Origin of the sequence: Williamsia serinedens, assembly GCF_024171725.1 — a bacterium.
GTDB lineage: Bacteria > Actinomycetota > Actinomycetes > Mycobacteriales > Mycobacteriaceae > Williamsia_A > Williamsia_A serinedens.
The window spans coordinates 105,047-127,865 of sequence record NZ_JAMTCG010000004.1 but is presented as its reverse complement, the minus strand read 5'-3'; the positions used below and the strand labels follow the sequence as shown (position 1 = coordinate 127,865).

The window sequence follows — 22,819 nt, the reverse complement described above, 5'->3', positions numbered from 1 at the left end:
CCGATACTCGACGTCGAGCGTGCCGACAGACCGCGTCGAGCGTGCAGAAAAACCCCTCGAGCGTGCAGAAAAACCCCTCGAGCGTGCGGGAAATCCCGTCGAGCGTGCAGAAGCTTCGCGCGCGACGGAGTTGTCCGCAAGGTCGACGGGATCTACCGCACGGTCGGCGGGATTTACTGCACGCTCGGCGAGTGGTGTCGGCACGCTCGGCGAGTCTGCCCCGGGGTGTGGGGCGGTGGCGCGGGTCAGTCGTTGGCGTGCAGGGCCTCGTTGAGGGCGATGCCGTCGCCCTTCCACGGCACCACCTCGACGGCGCCGCTGACGCTGTTGCGACGAAAGAGCAGGTTGCTGCGTCCCGACAGGTCGCGTGCCTTCACCGTCGTCCCGTCCGGGCCGGTGACCTTGGTGCCCGCGGTGACGTAGAGGCCCGCCTCGACGACGCAGTCGTCGCCGAGCGAGATGCCGCAGCCCGAGTTGGCGCCCAGAAGGCACCGCTTGCCCAGCGAGATGACCGTCGTGCCACCGCCGGACAGCGTGCCCATGATCGACGCGCCGCCGCCGACGTCGGAGCCGTCGTCGACGACGACACCGGCGGAGATGCGGCCTTCGACCATCGAGTTGCCGAGCGTACCGGCGTTGAAGTTCACGAAGCCCTCGTGCATGACGGTGGTGCCGCTCGCGAGGTGCGCCCCGAGGCGCACACGGTCGGCGTCGCCGATGCGCACACCCGACGGCACGACGTAGTCGACCATGCGGGGGAACTTGTCGACGCCGTAGACCGCGACCGGGCCGCGTGCCTTCAGCCGGGCGCGCGTCAGTTCGAAGCCCTCGACCGCACACGGCCCGAAGTTGGTCCACACGACGTTGCTCAGCAGACCGAACTGACCGTCGAGGTTCGCGCCGTGCGGCCGGATCAGCCTGTGCGACAACAGGTGCAGACGCAGGTACACGTCGTGGGCGTCGGCGGGCGGCTGCGACAGGTCGCCGATCACGGTCCGCACCGCGACGAGTGAGACGCCACGCGCCTCGTCGACGGTGACGAGGGCGGCCAGGTCGGCGGGGACGTCGTCGCCCGACAACCGCTGCGTGCCCGACTCGCCGCCGGTGCCGAGTTCGGGTGCGGGGAACCAGGTGTCGAGGACCTTGCCGTCGTCGGTGATGGTGGCGATGCCGACCCCGGACGCAGACGTTGCTTCAGTCACGGCTCGTGACCTTACCGGTCAGTCCGAGTCGACCTGGATGCGGAAGCGGTCGCGGCCGGTGTGCAGCTCCCAGAGCTTCTCCGCCAGCGCGGTGGGGTTCTTCTCGGGGTGGTCCTCGGAGATGGACCCGCCGATGATCAGCTGCGAGACCTGGATGCCCTCCTCGCCCAGCACCTCGTTGAGCAGCTGTGCGTAGGCGGCCTGCCCGGCGAACGCCACCGAGGTGCCGGTCACCGCACGACCCGGCTTGACCGCCGACCCGCCGTTGACGAACAGGATGGTGCCCTTGTTCTCGCCGAGGAACCGCATGCCCGGGACCACCTGGTGCACCGCGGCGATCGGGCCGTAGATCGAGAACTCGACCGGGCCGACCATGTCGGCGGGGGTGGTCTCCAGGACCGGACGCATGAAGTCCTTCTGCGGCAGCGGGCTGTACTGCAGCACCTCGATCGGTCCGAGTGTCTCGGTGACCTGCTCGAGGGCGGAGGCGATCGAGGCCGGGTCGCGCACGTCGGCGGTGAAGCCTTTCGCGTGCACCCCGGCCTTGCCGAGGTCGTCGGCGAGTGCGTCGAGCCGCCCCTGGTTGCGGGAGATCAACCCGACGGAGAACCCCTCCGCCCCGAATCGGCGGGCCACCGCCGCACCCAGTCCTGCACCTGCACCCACGATCGCGAGAGTCGTCATGCCCGGGGCAACTCACGCGTGCGGCGGCGGTATTCCACGCCGACCGATCACGCGATTAGCCTCGACGACCGTGAGCACCGCACATCTGGACCTGCACGACGACCCCGTCGAGCTGACGGCCGCACTCGTCGACATCCCCAGCGTGTCGCAGGACGAGGCCGCCGTCGCCGACGCCGTCGAGGCCGCGTTGCGTGCCCAGACAACGGGTTTCGAGATCGTCCGGGACGGCAACCGGGTGCTCGCGCGCACCGACCGCGGTCGCCCGAGTCGCGTCATCCTCGCCGGCCATCTCGACACGGTGCCCATCGCCGAGAACGTGCCCCACCACCGCACACCCGACGGCGACGACACGGTTCTGCACGGTTGCGGGACCGTCGACATGAAGTCCGGCGACGCGGTGTTCCTCCACCTCGCAGCCACGGTCGCCGACCCGGCGCACGACCTGACGCTCATCTTCTACGACTGCGAGGAGATCGACGCGGCCCGCAACGGGCTCGGCGTCATCGAGCGCGAGCTGCCCGACTGGCTCGAGGCCGACGTGGCGATCCTGGGTGAGCCGACGGGGGGCCTGATCGAGGCCGGCTGTCAGGGGACGGTGCGGGTGCGGCTGGAGGCCTCGGGTGTGCGCGCACACTCGGCGCGATCGTGGATGGGCGACAACGCGATCCACCACCTCGCCGGTGCGCTCCGCATCCTTGCCGACTACGAGCCGCGTCGGGTCGACATCGACGGGTGCGAGTACCGGGAGGGGCTGTCGGCGGTCGCCGTCGGCGGGGGAGTGGCCGGCAACGTCGTCCCCGACGTCGCCACCCTCGACGTGAACTTCCGATTCGCCCCCGACCGTGACGCCGACGCGGCTCTCGCGCACGTCCGGGAGACCTTCGCCGGCCCGCTCGACGCGGGGGAGGTCACGATGACCGTCACCGACCTCGCGCCGGGTGCCCTCCCGGGGTTGTCGCACCCGGCGGCGCGCGGGCTCGTCGACGCCGCCGACGGTCGGTTCCGCGCGAAGTTCGGCTGGACCGACGTGTCCCGCTTCGCCGCCCGAGGGGTACCGGCGGTGAATCTGGGCCCGGGCGATCCGAGCCTCGCCCACCGCCGCGACGAACGCGTCTCGGCCGCAGAGATCCGATCGGTCACCGCGACTCTGCGCCGCTACCTGACGACGCCGACGGGCTGACCGGCGGGACCCGACCGCTCGACTACCGTCGCGGCGTGGCCCCCGATCCCGACAGCACCGATGCCGAACGCCCCGACCGGACCGCGCCCGCACCGCTGAGTTACGCCGGGGCGAGTTGTCGACGACGCGACCGCTCCGAGCCCGCGTCGACGTCCGACCACCGACTGCTCGACACCACCGACCTCGACGCCCGCAGCGACCTCGACGGGCGGTTGCGCGCCGACCGCGCCGAGCGTGACCCATGGCGAGTCCTGCGGATCCAGTCGGAGTTCGTCGCCGGGTTCGACGCGCTGTCCGGGGTGTCGTCGGCGGTCACGGTGTTCGGCTCCGCCCGCACCCGGCCGGACGCGCCCGAGTACGCCATGGGCGTCGAGCTCGGCGCCGCGCTGGCCCGTGCGGGTCTCGCCGTCATCACCGGCGGTGGGCCGGGGGCCATGGAGGCCGCGAACCGGGGGGCGGCGGAGGCCGGTGGTGTCTCCATCGGTCTGGGCATCGAGCTGCCGTTCGAGCAGTCGATGAACGACTGGGTCGACCTCGGGGTCAACTTCCGCTACTTCTTCGCCCGCAAGACGATGTTCGTGAAGTACGCGCAGGCGTTCGTCTGCCTGCCCGGCGGTTTCGGCACCCTCGACGAACTGTTCGAGGCGCTGACGCTGGTGCAGACCCGCAAGGTCACCCGGTTCCCGATCGTCCTGCTCGGCACCGAGTACTGGGGCGGCCTCATGGACTGGATCCGCACGACGCTGCTGTCGGCAGGCACCGTCTCCGAGGCCGACGTCGCGCTGTTGACCACGACCGACAGCGTCGACGAGGCGGTCGGGACCGTCACCCGGGCGATCGCCGACCGGGCCGAGCAGGCGCGGGCCGCGGCCGCGAGAGCCGCCTCCGGTGGGGGCGCGGCGTGAGCGCGATCTGCGTCTACTGCGCGTCGGGTCCGGTCCCGCAGCGCCACATCGACCTCGCCGCCGAACTGGGGTCGGCCATCGCCGCCGGTGGCCACACGCTCGTCTCCGGCGGCGGCAACATCTCGATGATGGGTGCGGTGGCGCGCGCGACCCGTGAGGGCGGCGGTCGCACCATCGGGGTCATCCCGCGCGCACTCGTCGACCGGGAGGTCGCCGACGTCGACGCCGACGAACTCGTCGTGACCGAGACGATGCGGCAGCGCAAGCAGATCATGGACGACCGCGCCGACGGGTTCATCACGCTGCCCGGCGGGGTCGGGACGCTCGAGGAGCTGTTCGAGACCTGGACGGGCGGCTACCTGGGCATGCACGACAAGCCCGTGGTGCTGCTCGACGCGTTCGATTTCTACCGCCCGTTGCTGGACTGGCTCGAGAACCTGCGCGAGGAGGGTTTCGTCTCCGCGACGGCGCTCGAGCGATTGCGGGTGACCGATTCTGTGACCCGCGCCATCGCGCTCTCTACCAGCCGGTAACCTCTGTCACACAGCACGTGCCATCGTCGGTGAAGTCAGTGGGGAGCAGCCGAGTGTCGACCGAAGCCCGTTCGCATGTCGGAGTGAAGGACATGGCCAAGGGGGTGCTCGGGCTCGCGACCGACGCCACGGTCATGCTCCGCAACGCGCCCGGCTTCGTGCTGCGCAAGCCGACGAGCACCATCACCATCGGCAGCCTCTTCGCCAAGCGCGCCGCCGACCACCCCGACCGCCCGTTCCTGCGGTTCGAGGGCCGGTCCTACACCTACGGCGAGTGCAATCGCCGGATCAACCGCTGGTCGGCGCTGCTCGCGGAGAAGGGCGTGTCCGAGGGCGACGTCGTGGGCGTCCTGTCGAAGAACCGCCCCGAGGCGGTCCTGGCGATGATCGCCGTGGTCAAGCTCGGCGCGATCGCCGGGATGCTCAACTACAACCAGCGCGGCAACGTCATCGACCACAGCCTCGGTGTGCTCGAGGCGAACGTCCTCATCCTCGACCCCGACGCCCGCGAGGCGCTCGACTCCGCGTCGGAGTCGGCGGTGCCGGATGAGGTCCTCACCTTCGACGAGATCGAGGAGCAGTCGCAGGGCAAGTCGGAGTCGGAGCCGTCGATCACCGCGACGCTGTCGGCGTCGACGAAGGCGTTCTACATCTTCACCTCGGGCACCACCGGGATGCCCAAGGCCAGCGTCATGTCCCACTTCCGCTGGCTCACCGGCATGTCGGGCATCGGCGGCATGGGTGTGCGCCTGCGCCACGACGACACGATGTACGCCTGCCTGCCGCTGTACCACAACAACGCGCTGACGGTCTCGTTGTCGTCGGTGCTCGGCGCCGGCGCGTGCCTGGCGATCGGGCGCAGCTTCTCGGCGTCGCGGTTCTGGGACGACGTCATCCAGAACCGCGCCACCGCGTTCTGTTACATCGGCGAGTTGTGCCGCTACCTGCTGGCCCAGCCGGAGAAGGACACCGACCGCAAGCACTCGGTCCGCGTCGCCGTCGGCAACGGGATGCGCGCCGAGATCTGGGACGAGTTCAAGACCCGCTTCGGCATCGAGCGCATCGTCGAGTTCTACGCGGCCAGCGAGTCGAACCTGGCGTTCATCAACATCTTCAACCTCAACCGCACCGCCGGGTTCTGCCCGCTCACCTACAAGATCGTCGAGTACGACGGTGAGACGGGTGATCCCGTCCGCGACGACAAGGGTCGCGTCAAGGAGGTCAAGAAGGGTGAGGCCGGACTGTTGATCTCGGAGATCAACGACCGCATCCCCTTCGACGGGTACACCGACCCGAAGGCGACCGAGAAGAAGATGATCACCGACGCCTTCAAGGACGGCGACAAGTGGTTCAACACCGGTGACCTCATGCGTGACCAGGGCTTCTCGCACGTCGCGTTCGTCGACCGCCTCGGTGACACCTTCCGCTGGAAGGGTGAGAACGTCGCGACCACCGAGGTCGAGGGCGCGATCGACGCCGACTCGCAGATCGGCCAGTCGGTGGTCTTCGGCGTCGAGGTCCCGGGCACCGACGGCAAGGCGGGCATGGCCGCGGTGACGCTGAAGAACGGCGACAAGCTCGACGGGTCGGCGCTCGCCGAGCACCTGTACTCCTCGCTGCCGTCGTACGCGCTGCCGCTGTTCGTCCGCGTCGTCGAGCAGCTCGAGCAGACGTCGACCTTCAAGACGATGAAGGTGGAGCTGCGCGAGCAGGGCTACTCCGAGACCGGCGACGACCCGCTGTACGTCCTCGCCGGCAAGTCCGACGGCTACGTCGAGTACTACGACGGGTACGCCGACGACGTCGCCGCCGCCAAGGCGCCCCGCAACTCGTAACCGCAGGCGTGCTGTCGGAGTCGGTCGGCCCCGCCACACCCGCCGGGTGGTCGCCCACCCTGTGCGGTCGCCCGGTCGACGCCGGGCGGGCGCTCGTCATGGCGATCGTCAACCGGACGCCCGACTCGTTCTACGACGGGGGGACGGCCTTCACGGACCGCGGTGCGATGGAACGGGTCGCGCGAGCGGTCGACGAGGGCGCCGACATCGTGGACATCGGCGGCGTGAAGGCGGGTCCGGGCGTCGAGGTCGACGCCGAGGAGGAGATCCGCCGGGTCGTCCCCTTCGTGGAGTGGGTGCGCGCCACCTACCCGGATCTCGTGATCAGCGTCGACACGTGGCGCTCGGAGGTCGCCGAACGGTCCTGCGCCGCCGGTGCGGACCTCGTCAACGACACGTGGGCCGGTGCCGACCCGGACCTGGTCCACACCGCGGCGCGGTGCGGCGCGGGGATCGTCTGCTCCCACACCGGCGGGGCGGTCCCACGGACCCGTCCGCATCGCGTGCGATACACCGACGTCGTCGCCGACGTACTGGCCGAGGTGACCGCGGCGGCCGATCGTGCCGAGGCCGCAGGGGTCGCGGCCGACGGCATCCTGATCGACCCGACGCACGATTTCGGGAAGAACTCGCACCACGGGCTCGCGCTGTTACGCCACGTGAACATTCTCGTTAACACCGGCCGACCAGTGCTGATGGCACTGAGCAACAAGGATTTCGTAGGGGAGACTCTGGGCGTGGGCCTGGAGGACAGGCTGGAGGGAACCCTCGCAGCCACCGCACTCGCCGCCTCGGCGGGAGCGCGGGTCTTCCGAGCCCACGAGGTCGCCGCCACCCGGAGAGTGGTCGACATGGTCGCCGCGATAGCGGGTACACGTCCACCGCAACGAACAGTCAGGGGACTCGCATGACCGCACACCACAGGACACGGATGTGGCCGGCACCGGCCGACGTCGACCCGCAGGCACTCGCCTGGTCGGAGACGCACACCTTCGAACGACCCGACTTCTCCGTCGACGAGCTCGTCGCGGCCAAGCGCGGACGCACCGTCTCCGTGGTGCTGCCCGCGCTCGACGAGGAGGAGACCGTCGGCGCGGTCGTCGCGTCGATCCGCCCCTTGCTCGGGACCCTCGTCGACGAACTGATCGTGCTCGACTCCGGCTCCACCGACGCCACCGCCGAGCGGGCGACCGAGGCCGGGGCCCGCGTGGTGAGCCGCGAGGCCGCCGTCCCCGAGCTGACGCCCGTCGCGGGCAAGGGCGAGGTGCTGTGGCGGTCCATCGCGGCGACCACCGGTGACCTCATCGCCTTCGTCGACTCCGACCTCCTCGACCCCGACCCGATGTTCGTGCCCAAGCTCCTCGGACCGCTCCTGCTCGACGAGTCGGTGCAGCTGGTGAAGGGCTACTACCGGCGTCCGCTGCGCACCGGTGGCGCCCAGGACCCGAACGGCGGCGGCCGGGTCACCGAGCTCGTCGCCCGACCGCTCCTCGCCTCGCTCAAGCCCGACCTCACGTCGGTGCTGCAGCCGCTCGGCGGCGAGTACGCCGGAACCCGCGAGCTGCTGTCGTCGGTGCCGTTCGCGCCGGGCTACGGCGTCGAGATCGGTCTGCTCATCGACACCTACGACCGTTACGGCATGCCCGGCATCGCGCAGGTCAACCTCGGCGTGCGCACCCACCGCAACCGCCCGCTGATCGAACTCGGCGTGATGAGCCGACAGATCGTCGGGACGTTCATGCGACGGTGCGGCATCGACGATTCCGGTGTCGGTCTCACCCAGTTCACCGCCCAGGCCGACGGCACCTTCACCCCGCACACCACCGAGGTGCACCTCGCCGATCGGCCGCCCATGAACACACTGCGTCCCGCCGTCACGCGGGGGGTCCGCGCCTCCTGACGTCCGGTGTGGTCTCATCGGTAGAACACGTTCCAGTTCTGGACGTGGTCCACCTTCGATGGGAGCGCGCATGACGGTCGGTTCGGTCTCCGGCAAGTCCATCCTGGTCACCGGCGGCGGCAGCGGGATCGGCCGTGGCATCGCGGCGTCGCTCGTCGCCGGCGGGGCCGACGTCACCATCCTCGGCCGCAACCGCGAGCGTCTCGACGCGACCGTGTCGGAGATCGACGGTGCGGGGTCGGTGCACGCCGTCGCCGCCGACATCACCGACGAGGAGCAGGTCGCGGCGGCCGTCTCCGAGGTCGTCGAACGCGCCGGACGACTCGACGGCGTGGTCGCCTGCGCCGGCGGCAGCGAGACCATCGGACCGGTCACGCAGATCGACAGCGCCGCCTGGCGCAACACCGTCGACCTCAACGTCAACGGCACGATGTACACGATCAAGCACGCCGCGCGGGAGCTGGTGCGTGCGGGCGGCGGGTCGATCGTGGCGATCTCGTCCATCGCGTCGTCGAACACCCACCGCTGGTTCGGCGCGTACGGCGTCACCAAGTCGGCCGTCGACCACCTCGTGCGGCTCGCCGCCGACGAACTCGGCGCCAGCAACGTGCGGGTCAACGGCATCCGACCGGGCCTCACGCGCACCGAGCTCGTCGCCCTCGTCCTGGACTCCCCGGAGCTCTCGGCCGACTACGCCGCCGCCACGCCGCTGCCGCGGGTGGGCGAGGTCGACGACATCGCGGCCCTGGCGACGTTCCTGCTCGGCGACGCGTCGACGTGGATCACCGGTCAGGTCGTCAACGTCGACGGTGGTCAGATGCTGCGTCGCGGACCCGACTACAGCTCCATGCTGGAGCCGCTGTTCGGCGAGGACGGGCTGCGCGGCGTCGTCGCCCCGTAGCGCTCGCCCACGACGCTGTGGCGTCCGCCGGACGCGACGTCTCACCCGCTACCGTCGGGGGCGTGCAGACCCTCTTGCTCTACCTGCTCGTCATGGTGCTGGTGGTGGCGGTCGTCTTCGCCGTCGTCTGGTTCGTCTTCGGCCGCGGTGAGGACCTGCCCGCGCTCGATCCCGACACCACGCTCACCCGCCTGCCCCGGGCCGGGATCACCGGTGCCGACGTGCGCGATCTGCGCTTCGCGCTGGTGTTCCGCGGCTACAAGCAGGCCGAGGTGGACTGGGCGCTGGAGAAGCTGGCCCGCGAGATCGACGAGCTGCGCGGCGTCGTGCTGGACCTGCAGGGCCGCGAGGCCAACGACTTCTCGCGGGCCGAAGCCGACGCGCCGGGGGACGACCGCGGTCCGGCCGCATAAGATCGAACCCTGACGCCGAACGACGGCGTGTTCTCGGAGGGAGCTTGTGACATGGCGGCGATGAAGCCACGGACCGGCGACGGTCCCCTTGAAGCAGCCAAGGAAGGGCGAGGAATCGTCGTACGCATCCCCATCGAGGGCGGCGGACGTCTGGTCGTGGAGCTGACCGCCGACGAGGCCGCGGCACTGGGCGAAGAACTGCGTGGCGTCGCCGGCTGACGGCGGACACCCGGGCGGCCGGTGACCCTGGCCTCCGTCGTCGACCTCCTCGCGTGCCCCGTGTGCGGCGGTGAGGTCGACATCGACGACCGTTCGGTCATCTGCGACCGCGGGCATGTCTTCGACATCGCGCGACAGGGGTACGTGTCGCTGCTCGCCGGCGGTGCGCACGGCCTGCGGTCCGACACCCCGGAGATGATCGCCGCGCGGGACCGGGTGCAGGGTGCCGGTCACTTCGGTCCTGTCACCGACGCCCTGCTCGACGTGACCGTCGGGGAGGCTGTCCTCGACGTGGGGGCGGGAACGGGCCACCACCTCGCGCAGGTCGTCGCCGACGCCCCCGACCGACGTGGCGTCGGTCTCGACCTCTCCAAGCCCGGTGCCCGCGCCATCGCGCGCGTGTCCGACCGCATCGGCGCGGTGGTGGCCGACGCCTGGGCAGGTCTGCCGGTGCGCGACGGTGTCGTCGACACGGTGCTGTCGGTGTTCTCACCCCGCAACGTCGGCGAGTTCGCGCGGGTGCTCGGCCCCGGTGGGCGGGTGGTCGTCGTCGCCCCGACGCCCCGCCACCTCGGCGAGATCGTCGCACCGATGGGCATGATCGGCGTCGACCCCACGAAGTCCGATCGCCTGGGCGCCACGATGAGCGCCGCGTTCACCCGTCGCGATCGGCGTCTCGTCGAGTACGCCGTCGACGCGGATCGCGACCTCGTCGCCGACCTGGTCGCGATGGGCCCGTCCGCACACCACGTCGCGCCGGCGCAGATCGCCGATCGGGCAGCAGCGATGCCGGCGTCGACCTCGGTCACCGTCTCGACGACCGTGTCGGTCTACGAGGCCAGCGCCTGACGGTAGACCGCGACGGTCTGCTCGGCGATGGAGTCCCAGGAGAACTCGGCGATCGCCCGCTCACGGCCCGCGGCGCCCATCTCCGTCGCACGTGCGGCGTCCCCGGCGACGGTGTTCACCGCGGTGGCCAGCCCCGACTCGAACCCTCGGGCGTCGGTGGCGTCGTAGGGGACCAGCAGACCGGTCACCTGGTCCCGCACCACCTCGGGGATACCGCCGACGTCCGAGGCGACGACCGCGGTCCCGCAGGCCATCGCCTCGAGGTTGACGATGCCCAAGGGCTCGTAGATGGATGGGCACACAAAGACGGTTGCCGCGGTGAGGATCTGGGCGACCTTGTCGGTCGGGAGCATCTCCTGGACCCAGTGCACGCCGCTGCGCCGTTCGGACAGTGACGCCACTGCCGCGGCGATCTCGGCCCCGATCTCGGGGGTGTCCGGGGCGCCCGCGCAGAGGATCAGCTGGATGTCGGGGTCGAACTCGTGCGCGGCGGCGACGAGGTGGGCGACACCCTTCTGGCGGGTGATGCGGCCGACGAACACCGCGATCGGGCGGTCGGGGTCGACGCCGAGCGCCCGGAGCGGCGAGTCGTCGGTCCACGGGTCGGCGACAGGCGCCCACGTCGTCGTGTCGATCCCGTTGCGCACCACGTGCACCCGTTCCGGGTCGAGACGGGGGTAGGCGTCGCAGACGTCCACGCGCATACCGGCCGACACCGCGATCACGGCGTCGGCGTACTCGACGGCGTTGCGCTCGGCCCAGCTCGACAGGCGGTACCCGCCACCGAGTTGCTCGGCCTTCCAGGGCCGGCGCGGTTCCAACGAGTGCGCGGTCAGCACGTGGGGCACGCCGTAGAGCTGCGCCGCGAGATGCCCGGCGAGCCCGGTGTACCAGGTGTGCGAATGCATCACGTCGGCCCCTTCGGCGCCGGCGACCATCCGCAGGTCCGCCGACATCGTGGTCAGCGCGGCGTTGGCACCGGTGAGCCCGGGGTCGGAGGTGTAGACGTGCGCGGTGTCGCGGGGCGCGCCCATGCAGTGCACGTCGACCGTGGCGAGCGCGCGCAGGTGCCGGACGAGCTCGGTGACGTGTACCCCGGCACCGCCGTACACCTCGGGCGGATACTCACGCGTCATCATCGCCACTCGCATGACAGACGACGCTAGTGCGTGTCCGGCGGTCTCCGCCATGCGCCGGGAGATGTGGCCCGGGCCTCCGATGACCGATAGGTTGACGGTGTGAGATCACAGCCGCATGTGCTCGGGATCGTGCTGGCGGGCGGGGAGGGCAAGCGCCTCTACCCGCTCACCATGGACCGTGCCAAGCCGGCGGTGCCGTTCGGCGGCGCCTACCGACTCATCGACTTCGTGCTGAGCAACCTGGTCAACGCGGGCTACCAACGGCTCTGCGTCCTCACGCAGTACAAGTCGCACTCGCTGGACCGTCACATCTCCCAGACGTGGCGACTGTCGGGGTTCAACGGCGAGTACATCACCCCGGTCCCCGCGCAGCAGCGTCTCGGGCCGCGCTGGTACACCGGCAGCGCCGACGCGATCTTCCAGTCACTCAACCTGGTCTACGACGAGGAGCCGGACTACATCGTCGTGTTCGGCGCCGACCACGTGTACCGCATGGACCCCGAGCAGATGGTGGCCGCGCACATCGAGTCCGGTGCGGCCGCCACGGTGGCCGGGATCCGGGTGCCCCGCTCGGAGGCGTTCGCGTTCGGCTGCATCGACTCCGACGAGTCCGGTCGGATCACGCAGTTCCTCGAGAAGCCCAAGGACCCGCCCGGCACACCGGACGACCCCGACGCCACGTTCGCGTCGATGGGCAACTACGTGTTCACCACCAAGGCCCTCGTCGACGCGATCAAGGCCGACTCCGAGGACAGCGACTCCGACCACGACATGGGCGGCGACATCATCCCGGGCTTCGTGAACCGCGGTGAGGCGTACGTCTACGACTTCGCCGACAACGAGGTCCCCGGCGCGACCGAGCGCGACAAGGGCTACTGGCGCGACGTCGGGACGCTCGACGCCTTCTACGACGCCCACATGGATCTCGTGTCTGTGCACCCGATCTTCAACCTGTACAACCGGCGGTGGCCGATCCGCGGTGCGGCCGAGAACCTCGCGCCCGCGAAGTTCGTGCACGGCGGTCTCGCCCAGGAGTCGGTGGTCGGGGCGGGCTCGATCATCTCCGCGGCGACCGTGCGCAACTCGGTTCTCAGCTCCAACGTCATCATCGACGACGGCGCGACCGTCGAGGGCAGTGTGCTGATGCCGGGCGTGCGCATCGGCCGCGGCGCCGTCGTCCGCAAGGCCATCCTCGACAAGAACGTGGTCGTCGGCCCCGGCGAGATCGTCGGGGTGGAACCCGAGAAGGACCGCGAGAAGTACGCGGTCAGCGCCGGCGGCGTCGTCGCCGTCGGCAAGGGCCAGCGTATCGGCGCCTGACAGCGACCTCGAGTTCGTCGAGTGGGCGTTTCCGGACGTCGGTTGGGCGTTTCCGGACGTCGAGTGGGCGCCGCCCGTCGGTGACCGCCCAGCCGACGTCCACAACTGCCCAATCGACGTCTGTAGCCGCCCACTCGACGAGTTGTGGGCGAGTGGCGGTCGGTCAGGCGACCAGGGCGCTGTGGGCGACGAGCGCCGCGTCGACGAGCTGGGTCATCTCGGCGGTGCGGGCCGACGCCGGCAGGTCGTCGACGGGCCACCATCGCAGGTCGACGGACTCGTCGCTGCGGACGACGGGCGGCGGGGTGCCGTCGGGGGTCGGCGGGGTGACGCCGAGGAACCGTACGTCGAGGTGGCGGGTCGGCAGGCCGAGCGAACAGGTGATCGGGTGCGTGTGCAGCGCAACGGGTTCCGCGTGCAGTCGGACGCCGTCGACGCCCGACTCCTCGACGGCCTCGCGGACGGCCGCGGCGTACAGGGACGCGTCGTCGGGCTCGCAGTGCCCGCCCAGCTGGATCCACGCGCCCACCCGGGGGTGCAACGTGAGCAGCGCGTGGCGGCCGGTGTGGTCCAGGACGAGGGTCGACGCGGTGATGTGCCCCGGCTCGCACGCGCGGAGACATGCGTCCTCCCGTGCGGCGAGGAAGGCCAGCATCGTGTGCCGCAGCGCATCCTGTCCCGCGTCCGGCGCGGCGAACGCGGTCAGCGCCTCGACGGTGGACGCGTGCAGCGAGACGACGCTCACCGCTCGTGCACCAGACCGTCGGTGACCGCGGGCGACCGCAGCCCGGTCTCCGCCGCCGGGTGACCGATCGCGACGGCCCCCAACGGTTCCCAGTCCGCGGGCACGTCCAGCAGTCCGGGCACGATGTCGGCCGCGAAGATCGTCGACCCGACCCAGCAGCTCCCGATCCCACGGACCGACAGTGCGACGAGCAGACCCTGCACCGCCGCGCCCGCGGCGACGGTGAACATGGTGTGTTCCGCGTCGGTGCGGGCGGTGTCGGGGTAGTCGTGCGCGCCGTCCATCACCAGCATCGGGACGACGAGTTCCGGTGCGTCGTAGAGGATCTGGCCGCGACGCAGCCGCTTCTCGATCGACGCCGCGGTCTTCCCGTCGGCGGTCAGGTCCCGTTCCCACCGCTCGGCCATGGCGTCGAGCAGGCGGTGCCGGCGATCGGGGTCGCGCACCCAGACGAACCGCACGGGATGTGTGTGGTGCGGCGCCGGCGCGGTGAGCGCCTCGGCGAAGGCGGCACGCATCTGCGCCTCGTCGACCGGTTCGTCGGTGAAGGCCCGGACCGAACTGCGCGTCAGGAGGGCCTGGCGGCGACCCAGGGCGAGGGCCTCGTCGGCACCGAGCCAGAAGAGGTCCTCCTCGCCGGGTCGGACGAGATCCCGTGCGGTGGAACCGTCGTCGCGGGGCGAGAGGCCGCGGATCACCGCGACCGGTGTCTCTCCGAGTTTGCCCTTCGCGAGGTCGGCCGCGGCGGCGATCTCGTCGGCGACCGCGATGTCGGTCACGACGAGTTCGTTGCCCCACCGGTCGCGGACACCCTCGTAGGGGTGGGTGACGGCGATCCCCGCAGCGCCGATGGCCGCGTCGGTCTGTCCGGTGCGCCAGGCGCGCCCCATCGTGTCTGTGACGACGACGGCCACCTCGACGCCGAGCGTCTCGCGGATGCCGTCGCGGAGGCGACGAGCGCTCGCGTCGGGGTCGACGGGCAGCAGCACGAGTTCGTCGGTCCCCACGTTCGACCCGTCGACACCGGAGGCGGCCTGCACGATCCCGAGTGTGTTCTCGGTGATGAGCGTCCGGTTCTTCCGGGCGAGGACGCGGACCGACTCCTGCTCGACGAGCTTGCGTCGCACCGCATCCCGTTCCTCGGGGTCCGTGGGGGCGACGACCGTGCGGCCCTCCGCCTTCGAGATGATCTTGGACGTGACCACGAGGACGTCACCCGACTGCAGGTCGGGCGCGGCGGCGGCGATCGCGGCGGCGACATCGTCGCCGTCGGTGAACCGGGGCAGGCCGGCCACGGCCCACATCGTGATGTGTCCGGACGCGGCGTGGTCGCGGCCGACCACGGGGGAGTCGGTCCCGTCGGGCTCGGTCACGTCGGGTCCACCCCGACGAGACGGCAGGCGGCGCGCACCATCTCGGCGGTCGTGGCGGGATCGGTCATGACCAGGGGGACGCTCGCGGTCGCGACGCCCGGGATGTCCGCGGTGTCGTCGGGGGCGACGAGCCACCCGTCGAGGATGCCCGTGCCCGACCGTGCTCCGTAGTGGGCACCGATCGCCTCTGCGGAGGTCTCGACGCCGATCACCGACAGGCACTCGTCGGCCATGCCGCGCAGCGGTGCGCCGCCGATGACGGGGGAGATGCCGACCACCGGCGCCGTTGTCGTCCGTAGTGCCGACCGCACGCCCGGCACGCTGACGATCGCGCCGATGCTGACGACCGGGTTGCTCGGGGCCAGCAGGACGATGTCGGCGTCGGCGATCGCCTCGACGACGCCGGGCGCCGGTGTCGCCTCCTCGGAACCGACCTGGGCGAAGCCGTGCGTGGGGATCTTGGCGCGGTAGCGGACCCACCACTCCTGGAAATGGATGGCGACCTTGGCGCCGTCCTCCTCGCGGGTGACGACGACGTGGGTCTCGTGGCGGTCGTCGCTCGCCGGCAGCAGCCGGACGCCGGGCTGCCATCGCTTGCAGAGCGCCGCGGTGATGTCCGACAGCCGGTACCCGGCGTCGAGCATCTGGGTCCGGATGAGGTGGGTGGCGAGGTCGCGGTCGCCCAGGCCGAACCAGTCGGGATCGGCGCCGTAGGCGGCGAGTTCGGCCTTGGCGTTCCAGCTCTCGTCCCGCCGACCCCAGCCGCGGTCGGTGTCGATGCCGTCGCCGAGCGTGTACATGCAGGTGTCGAGGTCGGGGCAGATCCGCACGCCGTGCATCCACGCGTCGTCACCGACGTTGACGATCGCGGTGATGCTCGGATCCGGTTGCGGTGCCGTGGGTTCGACGTCACCCGCGGGGAACGCGGTGGGGCCCAGCAGGTGGCGGACGCCCTGCAGGAACCGGGCGCCGCCGACGCCGCCCACCAGGACCGTTGCCTTCACGTCGACCCACTGTAGTCATGGCCGTGTCGACCGTCGTACGACGCCGTGCTGAGCACGTGCGACACGCCACACACGCGGATCGGCGGCAACCCGACCGCCTGGTGGTATTAGCAATCTGGCCGTTCCGCTTGACCCCGCAGCGAGCGAGCGTGTCTAATCACACCAGTGTCATTAGCGATTTGTGACCGAGATGCGTTCCCCCGCATGGTTTTCGATCACATGTTCGAACGGCACGGTGAACACGGAACGCGGTTTGAGTCGACCACCCGTCCCCGGGCAGGTCATTGCACACCAGACGATCTCCCGCACGGGCGATCGGACATCGGAACCACGAGGAGGCCCGGCGATGTCGTATGAACACATGTTGGGTGACGGATTCCCGTCGCGCACGCCGGCACCGAACACCCCCCACCTGACCCTGGTCACCGACGACTTCGACGCGCTCCTCGACGACGGCGAGGAGCAGTGGCAGGAGCGCGCCCTGTGCGCCCAGACCGACCCCGAGGCCTTCTTCCCCGAGAAGGGCGGCTCCACCCGCGAGGCCAAGCGGATCTGCTCCGGCTGCGAGGTGAAGGCCGAGTGCCTCGAGTACGCCCTGCACAAGGACGAGCGCTTCGGCATCTGGGGCGGCCTGTCCGAGCGCGAGCGTCGTCGCCTCAAGCGCGGCATCATCTGAGCGTTCCCGCTCTCCGCGGGACCTGGGCGCCCGCGCCGACCCCCTAGCGCGGGTCGGGATCGATGGTGTCCTCGTCGACACCGAGGTGCGTCGCCACCTGATGCACCAGGACCTCGTGGACCAGATCGACGAGGTCGTCGCCGGAATCGGCCCGGCTCTCCAACGGTTTGCGGAACACCACGATCCGCGCCTTCGACGGACGTCCCTGGGCGTCGATCCCCGCCGGGAGCAGCCGCGCCAGCGGGATGGCGCCGTCGGCGGTCACCTCGTCCGGCCACTGCACCGTCTCCGGGTCGCGTGGGAGCATCCGCGGGATCTCGTCGACCGCCAGGTCCAGATCGCCCAGGCGGTCGTGCCACCGCGCGTCGATCTCCGCGAAGGCCTCGAGCACGATCAGGTCGAAGGACTCCGACCGCGTGTTGGCGGCGGGCAGATCCGGCGGCAACAGCCGCGATCGCAGACCCCGCCCCCGCCGGTCCCGGCTGCGGCGCCGTCGTCCCGACCGCGACGGTGACGCACCCACGTCGGAACGCGTCGACGACGAGCGCGGGGGACGGGACATGGCGAGAGTGTAGACACGGACCGCGGGCGCGGTGTGTCGCCCGCGTCGGTGTCGTGTCGCCGGGATAACCTCGCGGGGTGAGACGTCCTCGTCACTGCAGCAGGCCCGGCTGCGCCGCGCCCGCTGTCGCCACGTTGACGTTCGTCTACGCCGAGTCCGTCGCCGTGGTCGGCCCGCTGGCCACCAGCGACGAGCCCCACTCGTGGGACCTGTGCGAGCAGCACGCCGGTCGGATCACCGTGCCGCGCGGCTGGGAGATGATGCGCAGCGCCGGCGGGTACCCCGCACCCGTGGGCGACGAGGACGATCTGACCGCACTGGCCGAGGCCGTCCGCGAGGGCGTCGTCCGTGACTCCGGCTCCGCGACGGCACGCTCCGCCGCGGTGGACCACGCCCCGTTCACCGCCCCACCCGCGGTCGGGACCCGTCCGCGTCCGGGCCGACGCGGACACCTACGCGTCCTGCCCGACCCCGTCGACTGACGCCTCCGACGCACGGGCCGCCCGTCGCCGCTCGACTCGGCCGATCACGACCATCACGATCGCGGCCAGCCCCCACCCCAGGACCAGATCGAACACGTAGTGCTCGGCGGCGTACACGAGCGTGAACGCCATCGCCGCCGCGTAACCGACCCACAGCGTGCGCGTCCGCCAGGTGCCTGCGCTCCACGTGACCATCGCGAGCAACGCGGTCACCCCGGCGTGCAGCGACGGGATCGCCGCCACCTGGTTCGACCGCCCCTGCCCGACCTCGACGACGTCGCGGACGGGTCCGATGTGCAACGCCTCCCAGCCGCGGCTCGAGATCCGTTCCACCCACGGGTTCGCGGTGTCGTCGTCGGGGTCGACCTGCCCGAGGAGCCCGCCGTCCCGCACGTCCGCGGGCGAGGTGGTGATGCAGTCGGGGAACGCGGGGCCGTCGGCGACCTGCTCGGTCGTGCACCGTGCGGCGGCCCACGGGGGCGCGGCCGGGACGAGGATGTAGCCCACGAGGCCCAGCACGAACAGAGCCATGAACCGGACGACGAACCCGCGCCACCGGTCCCGGTCGCGGAGCCACAGCCACCCGGCGAGCGCGTAGGGGACGAGGAAGTAGGACATGTAGACGGCGCTGGTGACGATCTCCCACCACTGCGGGTCGAGGTGCTTGAGCCGCTCCTGCAGCCAGACGGTCGGGACCACACCGAACACCGCCCGGTCGACGTCCACGGCGAGCGCCCAGTGCGTGGGCATCCCGAGGAACGCCGCGGCCGAGCGGGTGTGCTCGTAGGCGAACAGGATCAGGGCGAACGGCAGCCAGTCCCGCAGCACCAGCAGCGGGTTCCGTCGACCGATCGACGCCGCGACGAGGCCGGTGATGACGACCGCCATCACGGGGCCGAGGTCGAAGGTGAGGGTGCGAGTGAGCGCCAGCGTCGCGACGACGAGGGCCCAGAGCGTCAGTGCGCAGCGTCGCAGGACGGTCATGCGTGCCGTGCCGTCGCCGGCGATCACGCCGGTGCGATCGGGGGCCCGGAGCCCGGTCACGGGAGACCTCCACCGACTAGGCTGACTGTGACCCCGACGACCCTGTCGTCCCCGTCACGCGTCGGCGCCGTGTGCGCCCGGAGTCGAGGAGAAGCACCGTGTCCGACCCGACCGGGGTGCCCACTGTCACCGCACCCCGCACCGCCGAGTCGATCGCCGCGATCGTGAAGGCCTACGACGTGCGCGGCCTCGTCGGCGAGCAGATCGACGCCGCCTTCGTCGCCGACGTGGGACGGTCGTTCGCCGCCCTGATGCGAGGTGAGGATGCCCGCTCGGTCGTCGTCGGACACGACATGCGGGCCTCGTCGCCCGAGCTCGCCCAGGCGTTCGCCGACGGCGTCTGCGACCAGGGTCTCGACGTCGTCCTGATCGGTCTGGCGTCGACGGACCAGCTCTACTTCGCCTCCGGAAGACTCGACGTACCGGGCGCCATGTTCACCGCGAGCCACAACCCGGCCGCCTACAACGGGATCAAGCTCTGCCGCCCGGGCGCCAAGCCCGTGGGTCAACAGACGGGTCTGGCGACCATCTCCGACGAGTTGCTGCACGGCACGCCCGCGTTCGACGGTCCACGGGGGACGGTGAGCGAGCAGGACGTGCTGGACGACTACGCGACCTATCTGCACGGGCTGGTGGACCTCTCCGGTAGCCGACCGCTGACGATCGCCGTGGACGCGGGGAACGGGATGGGCGGGCACACCGTGCCCGCGGTCCTCGGTTCGAACCCTGCGTTCACCCTCCGTTCACTCTACTTCGAGCTCGACGGCACCTTCCCCAACCACGAGGCCAACCCCCTCGACCCGGCGAACCTGGTCGACCTGCAGGCCTACGTGCGGGAGACCGGCGCCGACGTGGGCCTCGCCTTCGACGGTGACGCGGACCGCTGTTTCGTCGTCGACGAACGAGGAGAACCGATCTCGCCGTCGGCGGTGACCGGTCTGGTCGCCGAGCGCGAGTTGGCGAAGCACCCCGGGGCGACGATCATCCACAACCTGATCACCTCCCGGGCGGTGCCGGAGCTGGTGTCCGAGCGCGGGGGCACGCCGGTGCGCACCCGCGTCGGACACTCGTTCATCAAGCAGCAGATGGCCGAGACGGGCGCGGTGTTCGGCGGCGAGCACTCGGCGCACTACTACTTCCGCGACTTCTGGGGTGCGGACTCGGGCATGCTCGCGGCGATGCACGTCCTCGCTGCGTTGGGGGAGACCGATGTCCCCGCCTCCGAGCTGCTCGCCGGGTACGAGCGGTACGTCGCGTCGGGCGAGATCAACTCGACCGTCGCCGATGCCGCCGCGGCCACCGAGTCGGTCATCGCGGCCTTCGCCGACCAGACCGCCTCGGTCGACCGTCTCGACGGGGTGACCGTCGAGCTCACCGACGGGTCGTGGTTCAACCTCCGGGCGTCCAACACCGAGCCGCTGCTGCGTCTGAACGCCGAGGCGGCGACCACCGGGCGCGTCGACGAGATCGTGGACGCCGTCCTCGGCATCGTCCGGTCCTGACCTCTACACGTTGGCCATGATGCTCACCGGCGCAATCGATCTCGACGACGTCTCGCAGCTGCAGGGCGCGGACGTCGACGGCCTGCTGCGTGCCGGCGCGCTCGCGGGCGCGCAGGTGCGCGCCATCTCCGCTGCGGTGGACGAGGGTGTCCTCGAGCCGCTCGCACGGGTGCGTCCCCGTGCTGTGGTCGTGGTGGTGGGCCGTGGCACCGCGCGTGACGCGGCCGACCTCGTGGTGGCGACGATGTCCCCGCACACCGACGTGCCGCTCGTTGTGGCGCCGTCCATCCCGGGGTGGGTCGGCCCCCTGGACGTGGTGGTCGTGTCCGGCGACGACGCGGGCGATCGGGCGCTTGCCGACGCCGCGGCGCGTGCGGTGCGTCGGCACGCCGAGCTGGTGCTCGACGTCCCCGTCGAGGGTCCTGTGGCCGAGGCGGCCGCCGGTGCCGGGCTGAACCTCTCCCCGCGCGTCCCCGCCCCGGACCCCTTCCGGTTCTGCGGGCACGTCGCGGCAATGGCCGCCGTCATCGCGGCGCTCGGTGAGGTGCGTACCGCGGGAACCCGATTCGACGCCGCGGCCCTCGCCGACACGCTCGACGCGGAGGCGTCGGCCGCGCATCCCGGCAACGAGTCGTTCCACAACGCGGCCAAGTCGTTGGCCGCGCGGGTGGAGGGCCGCCAGGCCGTGTGGGCGGGCGACACGCCTGCGACCATGGCCCTCGCCGCGCACGCGGCGCGCACGATGTACGCCGTCGCGGGACTGTCGGGTGTTGCGGCCGCGGTGTCCGACGCGCTCGCCGTCGCAGCCCGGCCTGCCGCCGACCCCGTCGTCCCCGAGGTGGACCCGATCTTCCACGATCCCGACTTCGATCCGCCCCTGGCCGCACCGCCGCCGCGGGTGCTCGTACTCACCACGCCGTCCGCGGAATGGACGACGCGACAGCGGGTCTCGGGTCTCGGCGACGTCGACGTCCTCACCGCGACCGACGACGCCGCACCGACACCGGACCAGGCGCCCGTCGCAGACGGACCCGGCGACGTCGAGTCGCTGCTCGTCCTGGCCGTCCGCGTCGAGATGGCATCGGTCTACCTGCGGCTGATCGGGGCGCGGTGATGCGCACCCTCGACGGCGTCGTCCGTCCCTACGCGTGGGGATCGAGGACCGCGATCGCGTCCCTGCGCGGGATGCCGACGCCCTCACCGCATCCCGAGGCCGAGCTGTGGTTCGGGGCGCATCCCGCCGCGCCCGCGCACTGCGTCGACGGGGCCGCGGGGGAGGACCTGCTCACCGTCATCGACGCCGACCCGGCAGGTCAGCTGGGTGCGCACTGCTCGGACCGCTTCGACCACCGGCTGCCGTTCCTGCTCAAGGTGCTCGCCGCCGAGGAACCGCTGTCTCTGCAGGCCCACCCCACCAAGGAGCAGGCGCGTGCCGGCTTCGCCCGCGAGAACGCCGCGGGCATCCCGGTGGACGCTCCGCACCGCAACTACCGGGACGACAACCACAAGCCCGAACTCGTCGTGGCGCTCAGCGAGTTCGACGCGCTCGCCGGCTTCCGTGACCCGTCGGTCACGGTGGATCTGCTGCGCGATCTCCAAGTGCCCGAACTGGACTCGTATCTCGGACTTCTCGCCGGTCAGCCGGACTCGCACGGCCTCCGGGCGCTGTTCACGACGTGGTTGACCCTGCCCGACTCGATCCTGCGCAGCGTCGTCCCCGCGGTGCTCGAGGGTGCGATCGCCTACCTCAACTCCGGCGAGCGGCGCTTCGCCCTCGAACTGCAGACGGTGCTCGAACTCGGCGAGGCGTACCCGATGGACCCGGGTGTGCTGACCGTCCTGTTGCTCAACCGGCTGCGCTTGTCGCCCGGTGAGGGGCTGTTCCTCGGCGCGGGGAACCTGCACGCCTACCTGCGGGGTACCGCGGTCGAGGTGATGGCCAACTCCGACAACGTCCTTCGCGGTGGTCTCACCCCCAAGCACATGGACGTGCCCGAGTTGCTCGCCGTCCTCGACTTCTCCCCGTCGGCGGTCACCGACCTGCTGCCCACGGTGCACACCGTCGGACCCGAGCGCATCTACTCCACGCCCGCACCGGAGTTCCGACTGTCGCGCATCGAGCTCGACGGCACGGGGACGCACCGGCCGTCGTCGGTCTCCCTCGACGCGCCGGGGCCGCAGATCCTCACGGTCATCAGCGGCACGATCGAGGTCCGTGGCCACGGCACGGAGTACGTGTCGGTCACGCCGGGCCGGTCGTTGTGGCTGGCCGACTCCGATCCCGATGTGGTCGTCCGCGCCGCGTCGAGCTCGGCGGTCTTCTTCCGGGCGATCGTCCCGGCGAGCTGAGC

General features: G+C 71.1%; 24 protein-coding genes. 16 read left to right on the top strand and 8 right to left on the bottom strand.

All coding sequences use genetic code 11. The annotated features are described in order from the left end of the window. Positions 1-245: 245 nt before the first annotated feature. Together dapD and LX12_RS11620 are read right to left on the bottom strand one after the other, a co-directional pair. On the bottom strand, positions 246-1,202 hold the full coding sequence (dapD, locus tag LX12_RS11625; RefSeq protein WP_253654719.1) for a 2,3,4,5-tetrahydropyridine-2,6-dicarboxylate N-succinyltransferase: 957 nt from the start codon (positions 1,200-1,202) through the stop codon (positions 246-248). Positions 1,203-1,220: 18 nt separating this feature from the next. Next, a complete protein-coding gene (locus LX12_RS11620; RefSeq protein ID WP_253654718.1) occupies positions 1,221-1,868 on the bottom strand; it encodes an SDR family NAD(P)-dependent oxidoreductase in 648 nt (215 codons plus the stop codon). Between the two features lie 88 nt (positions 1,869-1,956). Here LX12_RS11620 and dapE point away from each other — a divergent pair, with 88 nt between their 5' ends. The 10 genes from dapE (at position 1,957) to LX12_RS11570 (ending at position 10,621) form a co-directional block, all read left to right on the top strand. Further along, entirely contained in the window at positions 1,957-3,066 is a 1,110-nt protein-coding gene (gene dapE, locus LX12_RS11615; RefSeq protein ID WP_253654717.1) for a succinyl-diaminopimelate desuccinylase, read from the top strand. Positions 3,067-3,161: 95 nt separating this feature from the next. After that, a complete protein-coding gene (locus tag LX12_RS11610; protein ID WP_253655091.1) occupies positions 3,162-3,971 on the top strand; it encodes an LOG family protein in 810 nt (269 codons plus the stop codon). Further along, complete coding sequence (locus LX12_RS11605; protein ID WP_253654716.1) at positions 3,968-4,504, top strand: TIGR00730 family Rossman fold protein; 537 nt, start codon at positions 3,968-3,970, stop codon at positions 4,502-4,504. The genes LX12_RS11610 and LX12_RS11605 overlap by 4 nt, the downstream gene beginning before the upstream one ends. A 53-nt stretch (positions 4,505-4,557) precedes the next feature. Next, on the top strand, positions 4,558-6,339 hold the full coding sequence (locus LX12_RS11600) for a long-chain-acyl-CoA synthetase (protein WP_308213998.1): 1,782 nt from the start codon (positions 4,558-4,560) through the stop codon (positions 6,337-6,339). Between the two features lie 98 nt (positions 6,340-6,437). Further along, positions 6,438-7,250 (top strand): dihydropteroate synthase, encoded by an 813-nt coding sequence (folP, locus tag LX12_RS11595; RefSeq protein WP_253655090.1) that lies wholly within the window; start codon positions 6,438-6,440, stop codon positions 7,248-7,250. A 20-nt stretch (positions 7,251-7,270) separates the two neighbouring features. Beyond that, positions 7,271-8,239, top strand: a complete 969-nt coding sequence (locus LX12_RS11590; RefSeq protein WP_253655089.1) for a glucosyl-3-phosphoglycerate synthase — start codon at positions 7,271-7,273, stop codon at positions 8,237-8,239. Positions 8,240-8,309: 70 nt separating this feature from the next. Beyond that, complete coding sequence (locus LX12_RS11585) at positions 8,310-9,140, top strand: SDR family oxidoreductase (protein WP_253654714.1); 831 nt, start codon at positions 8,310-8,312, stop codon at positions 9,138-9,140. A 62-nt stretch (positions 9,141-9,202) separates the two neighbouring features. Then, entirely contained in the window at positions 9,203-9,553 is a 351-nt protein-coding gene (locus tag LX12_RS11580) for a DivIVA domain-containing protein (protein ID WP_308213997.1), read from the top strand. A gap of 51 nt (positions 9,554-9,604) precedes the next feature. Continuing rightward, on the top strand, positions 9,605-9,772 hold the full coding sequence (locus LX12_RS11575) for a DUF3117 domain-containing protein (RefSeq protein WP_005171222.1): 168 nt from the start codon (positions 9,605-9,607) through the stop codon (positions 9,770-9,772). 21 nt (positions 9,773-9,793) lie between these two features. Then, positions 9,794-10,621: a putative RNA methyltransferase gene (locus LX12_RS11570; protein ID WP_253654713.1), complete on the top strand. Its 828-nt coding sequence runs from the start codon at positions 9,794-9,796 to the stop codon at positions 10,619-10,621. Here LX12_RS11570 and glgA read toward each other — a convergent pair. Next, on the bottom strand, positions 10,603-11,772 hold the full coding sequence (gene glgA, locus LX12_RS11565; protein WP_253654712.1) for a glycogen synthase: 1,170 nt from the start codon (positions 11,770-11,772) through the stop codon (positions 10,603-10,605). The two genes, LX12_RS11570 and glgA, sit on opposite strands and share 19 nt — an antisense overlap. An 87-nt stretch (positions 11,773-11,859) precedes the next feature. Between glgA and glgC the strand changes: the two genes are divergently transcribed. Continuing rightward, positions 11,860-13,080, top strand: coding sequence for a glucose-1-phosphate adenylyltransferase (gene glgC / locus LX12_RS11560; RefSeq protein ID WP_253654711.1), 1,221 nt, complete (start codon positions 11,860-11,862; stop codon positions 13,078-13,080). A 163-nt stretch (positions 13,081-13,243) separates the two neighbouring features. Here the strand turns inward: glgC and LX12_RS11555 are convergent, their stop codons facing one another. From LX12_RS11555 to cofD, 3 genes are read right to left on the bottom strand one after another with little or no spacing between them, the layout of a single operon-like run. Then, positions 13,244-13,825, bottom strand: coding sequence for an NUDIX hydrolase (locus LX12_RS11555; RefSeq protein WP_253654710.1), 582 nt, complete (start codon positions 13,823-13,825; stop codon positions 13,244-13,246). Next, the gene (locus tag LX12_RS11550; RefSeq protein WP_372504990.1) at positions 13,822-15,198 is read right to left on the bottom strand and encodes a coenzyme F420-0:L-glutamate ligase; all 1,377 of its coding nucleotides are present in this window, start codon (positions 15,196-15,198) and stop codon (positions 13,822-13,824) included. The genes LX12_RS11555 and LX12_RS11550 overlap by 4 nt, the downstream gene beginning before the upstream one ends. Next, positions 15,195-16,202: a 2-phospho-L-lactate transferase gene (cofD, locus tag LX12_RS11545; RefSeq protein WP_253654709.1), complete on the bottom strand. Its 1,008-nt coding sequence runs from the start codon at positions 16,200-16,202 to the stop codon at positions 15,195-15,197. The genes LX12_RS11550 and cofD overlap by 4 nt, the downstream gene beginning before the upstream one ends. Positions 16,203-16,548: 346 nt before the next feature. Between cofD and LX12_RS11540 the strand changes: the two genes are divergently transcribed. Beyond that, the gene (locus LX12_RS11540) at positions 16,549-16,878 is read left to right on the top strand and encodes a WhiB family transcriptional regulator (RefSeq protein WP_372504989.1); all 330 of its coding nucleotides are present in this window, start codon (positions 16,549-16,551) and stop codon (positions 16,876-16,878) included. Positions 16,879-16,921: 43 nt separating this feature from the next. Here the strand turns inward: LX12_RS11540 and LX12_RS11535 are convergent, their stop codons facing one another. Then, on the bottom strand, positions 16,922-17,440 hold the full coding sequence (locus LX12_RS11535; RefSeq protein WP_253654708.1) for a metallopeptidase family protein: 519 nt from the start codon (positions 17,438-17,440) through the stop codon (positions 16,922-16,924). Positions 17,441-17,517: 77 nt separating this feature from the next. On the opposite strand from LX12_RS11535, the gene LX12_RS11530 reads away from it, so the two are divergent. Continuing rightward, complete coding sequence (locus tag LX12_RS11530) at positions 17,518-17,922, top strand: DUF3499 domain-containing protein (protein WP_253654707.1); 405 nt, start codon at positions 17,518-17,520, stop codon at positions 17,920-17,922. Here LX12_RS11530 and LX12_RS11525 read toward each other — a convergent pair. Then, positions 17,893-18,966, bottom strand: coding sequence for a phosphatase PAP2 family protein (locus LX12_RS11525; RefSeq protein ID WP_253654706.1), 1,074 nt, complete (start codon positions 18,964-18,966; stop codon positions 17,893-17,895). The genes LX12_RS11530 and LX12_RS11525 overlap by 30 nt on opposite strands. Positions 18,967-19,064: 98 nt before the next feature. Between LX12_RS11525 and LX12_RS11520 the strand changes: the two genes are divergently transcribed. From LX12_RS11520 to manA, 3 genes are read left to right on the top strand one after another with little or no spacing between them, the layout of a single operon-like run. Continuing rightward, entirely contained in the window at positions 19,065-20,468 is a 1,404-nt protein-coding gene (locus tag LX12_RS11520) for a phosphomannomutase/phosphoglucomutase (protein ID WP_253654705.1), read from the top strand. A 19-nt stretch (positions 20,469-20,487) separates the two neighbouring features. Continuing rightward, the gene (locus LX12_RS11515; RefSeq protein WP_253655086.1) at positions 20,488-21,582 is read left to right on the top strand and encodes a hypothetical protein; all 1,095 of its coding nucleotides are present in this window, start codon (positions 20,488-20,490) and stop codon (positions 21,580-21,582) included. After that, positions 21,582-22,817: a mannose-6-phosphate isomerase, class I gene (manA, locus tag LX12_RS11510; RefSeq protein ID WP_253654704.1), complete on the top strand. Its 1,236-nt coding sequence runs from the start codon at positions 21,582-21,584 to the stop codon at positions 22,815-22,817. Before LX12_RS11515 ends, manA begins: the two co-directional genes overlap by 1 nt. Positions 22,818-22,819 lie beyond the last annotated feature (2 nt).